Below are 12,864 nucleotides of genomic sequence, written 5' to 3'. Positions count from 1 at the left end.
CGCTATCGTCAACGCCTGATAAGCGGTTGAACTTTATTATCAATAGCTTCCCGTGCTCGGAAGATACGTGAACGCACTGTACCTACCGGGCAATCCATGATAGCGGCTATCTCTTCATAGCTCAGACCATCCAACTCCCGTAACGTAATTGCCATGCGTAAATCTTCCGGGAGCGACTCAATAGTACGGAAAACGATTTGTCTCAGTTCTTCTGACAACATTAAGTTCTCAGGGTTCGAAATTTCTTTCAGCGCACCGCCACTTTCGAAGTTTTCTGCTTCAATCGCGTCGACATCACTTGATGGCGGCCTGCGTCCCTGAGCAACCAGATAATTTTTTGCTGTATTCACAGCGATACGGTATAGCCAGGTATAAAAAGCACTATCTCCCCGGAACGAGTCCAGCGCGCGATAAGCCTTAATAAATGACTCTTGTACGACATCAGGCACATCGCCAGAAGGCACATAGCGGGAAACCAGACTCGCCACTTTATGCTGGTAGCGAACCACCAGTAAGTTAAACGCCTTCTGATCTCCTTTCTGGACCCTCTCAACAAGGACCTGATCCGTTAACTGCTCGCTCATCCGAGGTAAAATCTCCCCAAAACCTATTTCCACGCGTAAATGAAACGCCACTCCAAAACTGCACTATATGAGCAAGCAGCCATTTAGAGCGAAGGTTCAGTAAAAAGTTCCGTTACGCCTTTGTTTTTGTGAATCGTTCTGCAGACTTTTCATTATGACTCATTATAAGTCTACAAACTCTGTAGCGGGCGTTTTCCAAGTAAAAAGCCCCAGGACCGCCAGAGAGTAACGCAACACAGCCTTTTTTTCATCACCTAATCCATATTGACTAACAATCTGCCAGATAACGATTTTCTGTTGGCAATGCTCATCATGCATCCTCGCCATGTTTAGCCATTAGTACAAAACATAAAAAAATAACTGCATTGTGGCCTTTCAGAGTGCTATGCTGCCTGAACCTTGTTTAGTAAATTAAACACACCATCATGAAAACAACCCCCGAACTTTCTTGCGACGTGCTGGTCATTGGCAGCGGCGCCGCGGGCCTGTCTGTTGCTCTGCGCCTCGCTGAACGCCACAACGTTATCGTGTTAAGCAAAGGGCCGGTGAATGAAGGCTCCACTTTTTACGCACAGGGCGGTATTGCCGCCGTGTTTGATGAAACCGACAGCGTTGAGTCTCACGTCGAAGACACGCTGATTGCCGGGGCAGGTATTGTCGAACGTCAGGCGGCAGAGTTTGTTGCCAGTAACGCCCGCCAGTGCGTGCAGTGGCTAATCGACCAGGGCGTGGCGTTCGATACGCAGGTTGATGCAGAAGGAAGCGAAAGTTATCACCTGACCCGCGAAGGCGGCCATAGCCACCGACGCATTCTGCATGCCGCCGATGCCACCGGAAAAGAGGTCGAAAATACCCTGGTCAGCAAAGCGCTGAATCATCCAAACATTCATATTATTGAACGCAGCAACGCGGTGGATTTAATTGTTTCCGATAAAATCGGCCTGCCCGGCACGCGTCGCGTCGTCGGCGCATGGATCTGGAATCGTAATAAAGAGATTGTGGAAACCTGCCATGCAAAAGCCGTCGTGCTGGCAACGGGCGGCGCATCGAAAGTGTACCAGTACACCACTAACCCGGATATCGCCTCCGGCGATGGTATCGCCATGGCATGGCGCGCCGGATGTCGTGTGGCAAACCTGGAGTTCAATCAGTTTCACCCAACCGCGCTGTTTCACCCGCAGGCACGCAATTTCCTGCTAACCGAAGCGCTGCGCGGTGAAGGCGCACATCTTAAACGTCCGGACGGCACACGCTTTATGCCCGATTTCGATCCTCGCGGTGAACTGGCGCCGCGCGATGTTGTTGCCCGCGCCATCGACCATGAGATGAAACGTCTGGGGGTTGACTGTATGTATCTCGACATCAGCCACAAGCCAGAGGCTTTTATCCGCCATCATTTCCCGATGATCTATGAAAAATTGCTGGGTCTGGGTATCGATTTAACCAAAGATCAGGTTCCTATCGTGCCTGCTGCGCATTACACCTGCGGCGGCGTCATGGTGGACGAACACGGACGGGCCGATGTCGATGGCTTGTATGCGATTGGCGAGGTCAGCTACACGGGCCTGCATGGCGCCAACCGAATGGCGTCCAATTCACTGCTCGAATGTCTGGTTTACGGCTGGTCGGCGGCAGAAGATATCGATCGTCGAATCGGCATGACCCGCCCCGCCCCGGCGCTTCCCGCGTGGGACGAAAGCCGCGTCGATGATGCCGATGAGCGTGTGATTCTCCAGCATAACTGGCATGAGCTGCGCTTGTTTATGTGGGATTACGTGGGCATTGTGCGCACCACCAAACGTCTGGAGCGGGCCTTACGTCGGATTACCTTACTCCAGCAGGAAATTGACGAGTACTACGCCAATTTCCGCGTGTCGAACAATTTGCTGGAGCTACGTAACCTGGTGCAGGTGGCGGAGCTTATCGTGCGCTGCGCCATGGAACGCAAGGAAAGCCGCGGCTTGCACTACACGCTGGATTATCCGGATCAGTTGCCTGAATCCGGCCCAACGGTTTTGTCGCCACGCACTTACATGAATAAATAGAAAGCCTGAGTGAGCGCGGTGTAACTTTCAGAATAATGCTGATCGGCGCCACGGATCGCCAGCCAGTCGGTGAAGCATTCACCCGGCGTTGGCGAAAAGGCCATTAATACGCGATGGGGCGGGCGATTTTCATACTCCGCCACATCCGTACGTAACCGCAAGTGCCAGCCTATGCCCTGTGCTTTTTGGGCAAAGGCTTCGCTCACGTCCACCGGAAGGATCACGCAAAAGAAACCGTCTTCGGTGATAAGCGATGCCGCACAGTCCAGTAGCAGCGTATGATCGAGAGTCGTGGTATAACGTGCCTGCTCACGCTCCGGTGTCGCACATTGCACGCCCTGCGCAAAGAAAGGCGGGTTGCTGACAATCAGATCGTAGCGCGCCGTTTGCCCCGCGCACCAGTCGCGAATATCGGCATGATGGACATGAAAACGATCGGCCCAGGGCGTCGCCTGGCCATTCTCCTGCGCCTGTGCGGCCGCCTGCTCATCGAGTTCCACCGCATCGATGATAACCGCATCGGTTGTTCTCTGCGCCAACATCAGCGCCACCAGCCCGCTGCCAGTGCCAATATCCAGCACCCTTTTCGCTTGTGAAACAGGCGACCACGCACCGAGTAAGATGCCGTCTGTGCCGACTTTCATGGCGCAACGATCGTGTGCAACAAAAAATGCTTTAAATGTGAAACCATCGCGGCGCAACTGCGCCTTCTGGTGGGGCATCTTTACAACCTCTATACGGAAACAGACGTAGCATAGGTGAAAGCAAAGCGCCGGAAAAGTAATAAGCTTACAAACAGATGAAGATTGCAGCCGTAACGTCTATAATCAGCGCCCCACACAGAGGTAGATCATGACTGTAACGACTTTTTCCGAACTCGAACTCGACGACAGCCTACTGGACGCGCTCCAGGAGAAAGGTTTCACACGCCCGACCGCCATCCAGGCCGCCGCCATTCCGCCTGCGCTTGAAGGGCGTGATGTACTTGGCTCAGCGCCGACCGGTACGGGTAAAACGGCGGCATATTTGCTGCCAGCGTTGCAGCACCTGCTGGACTTCCCGCGTAAGAAATCTGGCCCGCCGCGTATTCTCATCCTGACGCCGACCCGCGAACTGGCGATGCAGGTTGCCGACCACGCCCGCGAACTGGCAAAAAATACCCATCTGGATATCGCGACTATTACTGGCGGCGTGGCCTATATGAACCATGCCGAAGTGTTCAGCGAAAACCAGGATATTGTGGTCGCAACCACAGGCCGACTGCTGCAATACATTAAAGAAGAGAATTTTGACTGCCGTGCCGTCGAAACACTGATCCTTGATGAAGCGGATCGTATGCTGGATCTGGGCTTTGCGCAGGACATCGAGCACATTTCAGGCGAAACTCGCTGGCGCAAACAGACCATGCTGTTCTCGGCCACGCTGGAAGGGGAAGCGATCAAAGATTTCGCCGAGCGTCTGCTGGAAGATCCGGTTGAAGTCTCTGCAACGCCGTCCACCCGCGAACGTAAAAAGATCCACCAGTGGTACTACCGCGCGGACAACTACGAACATAAGCTGGAACTGCTCAAGCATTTGCTCAAGCAAGACGGTGTGACCCGTTCGATCGTCTTCGTGCGCAAACGCGAGCGTGTACATGAACTGGCGGAGCAGTTGCGTGCAGCGGGTATCAACAACTGCTATCTCGAAGGCGAGATGGCGCAGGCGAAACGCGTTGAAGGCATCAAGCGTCTGACTGACGGTCGCGTTAATGTACTGGTTGCCACCGATGTCGCTGCCCGTGGTATCGACATTCCTGATGTGAGCCACGTCTTTAACTTTGATATGCCGCGCAGTGGCGACACCTATCTGCACCGCATCGGCCGTACCGGTCGCGCGGGACGCAAAGGGACCGCGATTTCACTGGTCGAAACCCACGATCATCTGCTGTTGCAGAAGATTGGTCGCTACGTTGAAGAGCCGCTGAAAATACGCGTGATTGATGAACTGCGCCCCACTACGCGCGCGCCGAGCGAAAAAATGACCGGCAAGCCGTCGAAGAAAGTGCTGGCTAAGCGTGCAGAGAAGAAAAAAGAGAAAGAAAAAGAGAAGCCGCGCGTTAAACAGCGCCATCGCGATACCAAAAATATTGGTAAACGCCGTAAGCCAAGCGCCGCCACGGCAGAGCAACAAAATAACGAAGAGTAAAAAAACGCCGGGATAGCCCGGCGTTTTTATTTCTACAGCCTGCGAATTACAGGCTTTCAGTAAAGGTACGAGCGATAACGTCGCGCTGCTGTTCCGGCGTCAGAGAATTGAAACGTACGGCATAGCCAGAAACACGGATGGTCAGCTGCGGGTATTTTTCCGGATGTTCAACAGCATCAAGAAGCGTTTCGCGACGCAGCACGTTTACGTTCAGATGCTGACCGCCTTCCACACGCACTTCCGGTTTCACTTCCATCGGAATTTCACGGTATTCAATGTCACCCAGTTTGCTCACGGCAACCACTTCATCTTCGGAATAACCGGCTTTGGCACAAACACAGCGCGCTTCACCTTTTTCGCTGTCGAGCAACCAGAAAGAGTTCAACAGATCATCGTTTGCCGCTTTAGTAATCTGGATACCAGTAATCATGATGTGCCTCCCTTAGGCATTATTTTTGATTTGATCGGCCTTGTTGCGGCCAATTGGTAAAACCATTGTTGCTTGACTGTATATATACCCTCCACACACCCCTGATTCTTTGATTAAAATCAATAAAAACCACACCACGAAAAAGGTAATAGCCGGAATTTATTGTTTTACATCAAGTTAGCCACTTTTCTGCTATTAAAATTTTTGTAAATTTTCAAATTTTTTTAAGTGTTTAACGTGCTGTTTTACGTGTCGATTTTGCGCCAGCGGAAGAAGCAGTTAAGCTACAGTCACTGGAATTAGCAGGAGAGCGGGATGACCACCTCATTAACATGGCACGATGTGCTGGCAGAAGAAAAACAACAGCCTTACTTTATCAATACCCTCAGCGCGGTAGCGACAGAACGGCAGTCCGGCGTCACCATCTACCCGCCGCAAAAAGATGTCTTCAATGCGTTTCGTTTTACTGAACTGGGTAACGTTAAAGTGGTGATTCTTGGTCAGGATCCCTACCACGGTCCGGGCCAGGCCCATGGGCTGGCATTTTCGGTACGTCCCGGCATCGCCATCCCGCCCTCATTACTTAATATGTATAAAGAGTTAGAACAGTCGATACCCGGATTCGTTCGCCCGACGCATGGTTATCTGGAAAGTTGGGCACATCAGGGGGTGCTACTCCTCAATACCGTCTTAACGGTACGTGCCGGGCAGGCGCATTCCCATGCCAGCCTTGGTTGGGAGACCTTTACCGATAAAGTGATCAGCTTGATCAATGAACACCGTGAAGGCGTGGTCTTTTTACTTTGGGGATCGCATGCACAGAAGAAAGGGGCAATTATCGATGGTAAACGCCACCATGTGTTGAAAGCGCCCCATCCATCACCGTTATCAGCACACAGGGGCTTCTTTGGTTGTAAGCACTTTGTTCTGGCAAATGAGTGGCTGGAAAAACACGGCGAGACGCCGATTGACTGGGTGCCCGTATTGCCGGCGGAGAGTGAATAACTATCACGGTTCACATCCCGCAGCTATGGCGGGATGTGGTGAACACAATTATAGGTACTCTTCCCCCATCGCAATTTCCCGCACGGCCCGTTCCCGAAACTGACTGGGACTCACGCCAGTATGTTTATGAAAGAAACGGGTAAAATAGGCTTCATCGTTAAATCCCAGAAAGGCGGCAAGTTGTTTGATGGTCTTCGAGGTATATACCAGTTCGCGCTGCGCTTCCTGAATAACCCGCATGTTAATCACTTCCAGGCTCGACATTCCCAGCGTTAAACGGCACAGGCGCGAGAGATGCCCGGGCGACATCCCCATTTCGCAGGAGTAATCATTCACCGTCAGCCGCTGGCGAAATTTCTGGTCGACGATAGCGAGAAATTTGTTGATCTGCGATGCCTTGCGCGACGAATTATCCATCTGCTGATCGCCGAGACCGGGCTCAGTAATCCGTGAGAGATGGACAAACATGGAAATAAACAGCGATGCGCACATTGCGGTCTGATTAATCATTGGCACACGTAATTCATTCAACATGGAATAATAAAACTCCCAGATAACATCCTTCTCTTCGGGGAAATATTCCAGCGGAATAATGCACGGTTTGTGCACCAGTTTGAGGATATCCGGTGCCAGCACGCTCATGACCGACTCAAGCGGTCTCTGCGAAGCAGTAATGGTGAGGCCCTCGGTATCTGGCGTGTAATGAAAACCATGAACGGTCTGGGCGGGGACAAGAATCAGGCAAGGAGCTTTGGCCAGTTGTCGCGTGCAGTTCATCAGCACTTCGACCTGCCCTCTCTGGATAAATAGCACCTGGATCAACGAATCATGTACATGTGGACTTGCCCGCCAGTTCAGATCCTTTGAACGCAGGGAGATCATCTCAACGTTGAAAAAATTCTCCCAACTTAGCCCAGACTGCTCACCGTATAATGCATAAGTAGGAATAGTGGTTGCCATCAATGCTCCTCTACTCTTCTCAGTGCTGCTGCACGGCCTGGCTGGTCTGTCGGGAACAGAAAATACAGCGAACTTATTGCGGAAAATCTGTATTCAGCACTCGACGACCAGCACAGCTAACAATTTAAATCACGAGATCGTCAGACGGGTAAAATAACTGCGCCCTCCTGACATAACATATCGATATCCTTAGCTGAGTATCCATATTCAGTCAGAATTTGTTGTGAGTGATGTCCCAGTCGCCGGGACGGTTTTATCTGCGATTCGCCCATGCCCTGAATCGAAACTGGCGGCGTTACCAGCACCCGTTTATTTCCCGTAGAGTATTCAACGTTACGCAGGCAGTCGGTCGCCCATGCCTGTTCATCTTCCAGAATCTCATCCGGGGTATACCCTTTCTCATGGGCAAAATCGTTTTCTTTTAACAGCCGCATCATTTCACTGAGCGGACGTTTGGCGATCTGCTCGCTGATAATATTGATAATGTCCCGATTACGACCAAACTGGTTCACATCGGCAATACGGCAAAATTCCGGACTGTCGACCAGATCCTCACGCCCCAGCAGCACCATAAACTTATTGAAGAAGCGATCGTATTCCGGGATACAAATCACCATCCATCGCCCATCAAGGGTTTTATAGGTGTTGTTGAACGGGTTAGAGACTTCACAGCGCGACTTTGGATAGACGTTGCCGTACTGTGCTGAGGTCACGGCTATGCTCATCATAAACAGCGCCGTATGATGCAGGCTAACCGTCACCTTCTCGCCGGTCCCTGAACGCGTACGCCCGTACAGCGCAGCGCAAATACCAGAGACCAGACACATGGACGCCTGAAAATCGCCAAAGCCGTTTACTGAGTTGATCGGGGTTTCGCCGCGCTCATTGGTCGACCCGAGGATCCCACCGCGACATACGTAGGCCGTCGCATCAAACCCGGCGGTGTCTTTCTCCGGCCCTTTTTCGCCATACCCCAGGATCTGCGCAAAAATTAAGCGTGGAAAGCGCAAATGCAGCTCTTCCCAGGAAAAACCCAGCCGTTCAAGCGCCTTCGTGCGATAGCTGGTCACCACGACATCTGCCGTTGAGAGGATGCGATAGGCAATGGCTTTCGCGCTCTCTTTTTTCAGGTTCAGGCACAGAAACCGTTTGTTGGCGTTAGAGATATCAAATGCCGGATTTTCGTCATCGTCGTAAGGCATATTAAATACGGACGCCTGGGTGCGTCCCGGATCGCCCGCTGGCGGCTCGATTTTGATTACATCCGCCCCCCAGTCACCGAGAATTCGTGCCACGGTGGGTGCCGCCAGGAATGACGTCAAATCCACTACTTTAATGCCTTCTAATGGCCTCATAAGTCATGCTCCTTCATTTTGGAAAAGCCTTGTCGTCCTGCAAATCCACCCGCGTTGCGCATACTCCTGTTTGCACCTTTCTTTTCAATGGGTTTAATTCGGGCGATAAGCATGAACAATGCGCCCAGAATGGCGATACTCGCCCCCAGATAGAGCGCGTACTCATATTGGCCCGAAACGTCGATAACCCATCCCGCCAGCACCGGAGAAAGAATGCCCGCCAGCGTGCCAAATACGCCGTTCAACCCCACCAGCATGCCGGTATTTTTCTGGGAAAAAATAATCGGAATGGAGAAGTGCGCAGCCATGGTGAAACAGAGGAAGAAATTCGATGCGGAGATGAGCGAAGCCGCGCTCCAGAGGCTGTTTGCCCGTGTCCCCAGAATCAGGAACACCCCGGCCAGCAGCAATCCGACAACCGGAGACAGCTTGCGTCCGATATTTTGCCCAAAGCGCCGACAGGCGGCGTCCGTCACCAGCCCGCCGAGTGGGTAGGCCAGAATAGCCACCAGATACGGGAGCATGGAATAAATCGCGCTTTGCTTCAGATCGATACCGCGTCCCATGGCAAAGTAGGTCGGTAGCCAGGTCATAAAGAGAAAGAACAGGTAATTCGTGCAGAAGTAACATAACGCGCAGGCCCAGATGGAAGGCGTTGACAGAATATCGGCTTTCGTCAGGTCGCTCCCTGTCGCCTCTTTCTGCGTGGATTGTTCCGCGTTAGCAACGGCCTGCCCTGCCTGAATATACTCAAGCTCCTGACGGTTGATGCGATTATCCATTTGCGGTCGACTATTACCCAGCCACCACCACAGCAGGCACCACACTAACCCCGGCACAGAGACGATATAAAAAACAGATTGCCAGCCCCAGGTTTGAATAATCCAGGCTGCCAGCACCATGGCAAAGGCAATACCCGCAGGACAACCGACCTGTAGCAACCCGGTCGCTTTACCAGACTCACTCTTAGGCACCCATCGGGCCGCCAGCGAAAAGTTAGCCGGCACCAACAGTCCCTGCCCGACGCCAACCAGAATACGTAGCAACATCATGATACCCAGCGTGGAACCCAGCGGCGTTAAGAAGGTAAAAATGACCCACCACAACGTGCCTGTTACCAGCACAATCCCACCGCCAAAGCGGTCAGCCAGCAACCCTGCCGGCAACATCGTTATCGCGTAACCAATAAAAAATGCCGTGGAGACCCAGCCAAACTGAATGGCGGTCCAGCCATATTCATGCATCAGCGCAGGCCCGCACATCGACATACTGCTGCGTGCCACAAACATGACGAAATAATCAATTATCAGCAGAACAATAATGCCCCAACGTCTATTCCCAGGTGATGTACTCATAGGTCACTCTCGCGAGAAAATAAGCATGATCGCACCCACGAAACCACGCGCAGTGTGCGATCACAGGCGGGATATGACGGTAATAATTCTCCGGGATACCCCTTCGTTGCATGGGCTTAGGCGGGTTAGCGAATCTCACCCGCAGCGGCAATCAGCGGACGTGCGATCGTCAGGCGCTGAACGGTGCGTGGGCCTTCTTCAAACCACAGCGCGCGGGCGTCGCGATACATTCTCTCCACCGGGCCGTACGGGTTATCTTCGAAGTAACCAATCCCACCGAAGATCTCCAGGCAGCTATCCGAGACGGTTCGCACCGTATCAATGCCGTGCAGTTTGCACATCGCAGAAACCATTTCGATGTCTTCGCCGCGATCGAATTTCTGCGCGCAATCACGCAGCATTACGCGCAGCGCATGGACCTGAGTCCCCATATCCGCCAGCGTTTGCTGAATGGCCTGACGAGCAACCAATGGTTTACCGAACGTCACGCGATCCTTCGCGCGGGCAATCGCCAGTTCCAGGAAACGCTGGGACATGCCCAGGCAGGTGACGGCAATCATCGCTCTGGAATGCGCTAACGCATCCATGAAGATGTCCAGACCATCACCCTCTTTACCCATAATGTTGTGCGCAGGCACTTCGCAGTTTTCAAAACGCAGATACGCGTGACCCGCGCCACGGCATCCCATCATGTGCGGCATCGGGTCAATGTAATAACCCGGCGTGTTGGTTTCGATGAAGAACGCGGTTAATCCCCCTTTTTTGCGTTTATTTTCATCCGTTACCGCAATGACGTAGCTCCCGTCAGAAATATCCGTATGGGAGATCAACGTCTTGGTACCATTGAGGATGTATTTATCCCCTTTTCTCACCGCAGTTGTCCGGATATCCGCCCCGGAACCACACTCCGCTTCGGTCAGCGCAAAGTTGATGTAAGCATCTTTATTGGCCAGCAACGGCAGCCATTTGGCGCGAAGATCGGGGGCGCCATGGTCATACATGATGCGCCAGTTCAGGCCATTTGCATGATGCAGGTTCATGCGCATACCACCAGGCCCACGGCAGAACTCCTCCATGACAGAAAAGAATTGCTCGCAATTCAGCCCCAGACCGCCAAACTCTTCCGGGATAGCAAGGCGAAATAAATCATTTTTCCGACATACATCGTAATAGGAGTCCGGGAAGACATTCGTTCGCTCAACCACCAGTTGGATTTCCTCCAACTCTGTTTCCGTGACCTTTCTGACTTTTTGTTTCAGTGCTTCCAGTTGCTGTTGAGATAATATGGCCATATACCAACCCCACTTCATATTAAATGATTAAATAACCATTGAAGAATTCAGACGATACCAATGTAAGTTGCAATAAATCCTGGGCCCCTTTTTCGTCCTTCTCCACGAATTGACAGCGGGATTATAAAAAGCGAAATAGAGGCTTGATATTGACATATCCAACCAATTATTGGACAAATCGAACATACCAGATGTAATACACCCCCATTAAATAACAATAAAAACAACAGGATAAACATAAAAAGCAGGTGTTAAAAAATTTAGAAATTACCAACACGCATCACAAAACGGGCTTCAATGTTCGTTTTGTCCAGGATCAAGCGAGATCTGTCTATATATCCTCTCAGCACCACTAATTACTATTCCAGATAAAACAACCTCAGGCCAGAAATTAAAAAAACTGGCGAACCGGAAAGAGTAATCGGCAAAAAAGAATGCCGGGCAGTGTTTTGTTTTTATAAATCCCCAGCGGAGAATCTATCAAGAGGATGCGTCATGGACTTTAGCCTGACCGAAGAACAGGAATTACTATTAGCAAGTATTCGGGAGCTGATTACGCGTAATTTTTCCGAAGAGTATTTCAAAAGATGCGATGAGACACGGACTTTCCCGCGCGAGTTCTTCAATGCATTAGCCGAAAGCGGCATCGGCTTTTTGGGTATTCCCGAAGAGCTTGGCGGCGTGCCTGCCGACATGATGACTCAGGTACTGGTGCTGGAAGAAATTGCCCGCATGGGCGCTCCGGCCTACATCATGACCGAAGGGCAATGCATCCATAACATGCAGCGGTTTGGCAATGCAGAACAACTGGCCAAAACCGCCGAGGTGGGGCTGACGGGGATCCCCGCCTACTCGTTGGCATTTACCGAACCCCAGGCCGGTTCAGATAACAATCGAATCGCCACCACCTACACCCGTAAAAACGGCAAAGTGTATCTCAACGGCCAAAAGACCTTTATCACCGGCGCAAAAGATTATCCCTATATGCTGGTGCTGGCGCGTAATCCGCAACCAGAGGACCCTAAACGCTGTTTCACCTTATGGTGGCTGGATCCTAATTCCCCCGGCGTCAAACGCAACAATCTGCATAAAGTCGGCTGGCATATGGTCAGCAACTGTGAAGTCTTCCTGGATAACGTTGAGCTGGAAGAGAGCGACATGGTAGGCCAGGAAGGTTATGGCTTTATCCATATGATGCAAAATTTCGATATTGAACGTCTGGTCATCGCCGCCCACTCACTGGGCGTTGCGGAATGCGCATTTGAAGATGCTGCGCGCTACGCCAATCAGCGTATTCAGTTCGGCCAAAACATCGGGCAGTTCCAGATGATACAGCTCAAGTTGACCCAGATGGCCATCAAAATTCAGAACATGAAAAACATGGTCTACCGCACCGCCTGGGAGTGCGACAACGATTTGTCGATGCGTCTGTCCGCCCCGATGTGCAAATTGTATTGCGCTCAGTCGGCCTGCGAGGTGATTGACGATGCGATGCAAATTCTGGGCGGGCTCGGCTACACCGATGACAGCCGGGTATCCCGCTTCTGGCGCGATACCCGCGTGAACCGCATTGGCGGCGGCACGGACGAGATTATGGTTTATATCTCCGCTCGCCAGATCCTGAAACAGTATGAAAAATAAAAGGATAAGC

General features: G+C 51.8%; 11 protein-coding genes. 4 read left to right on the top strand and 7 right to left on the bottom strand.

Annotated features, from left to right (window positions below):
• Positions 1-8: 8 nt before the first annotated feature.
• A complete protein-coding gene (rpoE, locus tag AB182_RS05650) occupies positions 9-584 on the bottom strand; it encodes an RNA polymerase sigma factor RpoE (protein ID WP_000003307.1) in 576 nt (191 codons plus the stop codon).
• Positions 585-1,009: 425 nt separating this feature from the next.
• Between rpoE and nadB the strand changes: the two genes are divergently transcribed.
• Positions 1,010-2,629 carry an L-aspartate oxidase gene (nadB, locus tag AB182_RS05645; RefSeq protein ID WP_047369242.1) on the top strand — a complete coding sequence of 540 codons (1,620 nt, stop codon included), beginning with the start codon at positions 1,010-1,012 and terminating at the stop codon, positions 2,627-2,629.
• Here the strand turns inward: nadB and trmN are convergent.
• Positions 2,614-3,351: a tRNA(1)(Val) (adenine(37)-N(6))-methyltransferase TrmN gene (gene trmN, locus AB182_RS05640; protein ID WP_047369241.1), complete on the bottom strand. Its 738-nt coding sequence runs from the start codon at positions 3,349-3,351 to the stop codon at positions 2,614-2,616. The two genes, nadB and trmN, sit on opposite strands and share 16 nt — an antisense overlap.
• Before the next feature lie 130 nt (positions 3,352-3,481).
• Here trmN and srmB point away from each other — a divergent pair, with 130 nt between their 5' ends.
• Positions 3,482-4,816 carry an ATP-dependent RNA helicase SrmB gene (gene srmB / locus AB182_RS05635; RefSeq protein WP_047369240.1) on the top strand — a complete coding sequence of 445 codons (1,335 nt, stop codon included), beginning with the start codon at positions 3,482-3,484 and terminating at the stop codon, positions 4,814-4,816.
• A gap of 46 nt (positions 4,817-4,862) precedes the next feature.
• On the opposite strand, the gene grcA is transcribed toward srmB, so the two are convergent.
• Positions 4,863-5,246, bottom strand: coding sequence for an autonomous glycyl radical cofactor GrcA (gene grcA, locus AB182_RS05630; RefSeq protein WP_039079560.1), 384 nt, complete (start codon positions 5,244-5,246; stop codon positions 4,863-4,865).
• 315 nt (positions 5,247-5,561) lie between these two features.
• On the opposite strand from grcA, the gene ung reads away from it, so the two are divergent.
• Positions 5,562-6,251 (top strand): uracil-DNA glycosylase, encoded by a 690-nt coding sequence (ung, locus tag AB182_RS05625; RefSeq protein ID WP_047369239.1) that lies wholly within the window; start codon positions 5,562-5,564, stop codon positions 6,249-6,251.
• A gap of 48 nt (positions 6,252-6,299) precedes the next feature.
• Here the strand turns inward: ung and AB182_RS05620 are convergent, their stop codons facing one another.
• The 4 genes from AB182_RS05620 to AB182_RS05605 form a co-directional block, all read right to left on the bottom strand.
• Entirely contained in the window at positions 6,300-7,211 is a 912-nt protein-coding gene (locus AB182_RS05620; protein ID WP_047369238.1) for a helix-turn-helix domain-containing protein, read from the bottom strand.
• 140 nt (positions 7,212-7,351) lie between these two features.
• Positions 7,352-8,566 carry a CaiB/BaiF CoA transferase family protein gene (locus AB182_RS05615; RefSeq protein ID WP_047369237.1) on the bottom strand — a complete coding sequence of 405 codons (1,215 nt, stop codon included), beginning with the start codon at positions 8,564-8,566 and terminating at the stop codon, positions 7,352-7,354.
• Positions 8,563-9,921, bottom strand: a complete 1,359-nt coding sequence (locus tag AB182_RS05610) for an MFS transporter (protein WP_047369236.1) — start codon at positions 9,919-9,921, stop codon at positions 8,563-8,565. The genes AB182_RS05615 and AB182_RS05610 overlap by 4 nt, the downstream gene beginning before the upstream one ends.
• Positions 9,922-10,046: 125 nt before the next feature.
• On the bottom strand, positions 10,047-11,213 hold the full coding sequence (locus AB182_RS05605; protein ID WP_047369235.1) for an acyl-CoA dehydrogenase family protein: 1,167 nt from the start codon (positions 11,211-11,213) through the stop codon (positions 10,047-10,049).
• Between the two features lie 495 nt (positions 11,214-11,708).
• On the opposite strand from AB182_RS05605, the gene AB182_RS05600 reads away from it, so the two are divergent.
• Entirely contained in the window at positions 11,709-12,854 is a 1,146-nt protein-coding gene (locus AB182_RS05600) for an acyl-CoA dehydrogenase (protein ID WP_047369234.1), read from the top strand.
• Positions 12,855-12,864 lie beyond the last annotated feature (10 nt).

The organism is Phytobacter ursingii (genome assembly GCF_001022135.1).
Classification (GTDB): Bacteria; Pseudomonadota; Gammaproteobacteria; order Enterobacterales; family Enterobacteriaceae; genus Phytobacter; species Phytobacter ursingii.
Note: the sequence above shows the minus strand (reverse complement) of the source record. Positions and strands in the feature narration are given on the sequence as shown.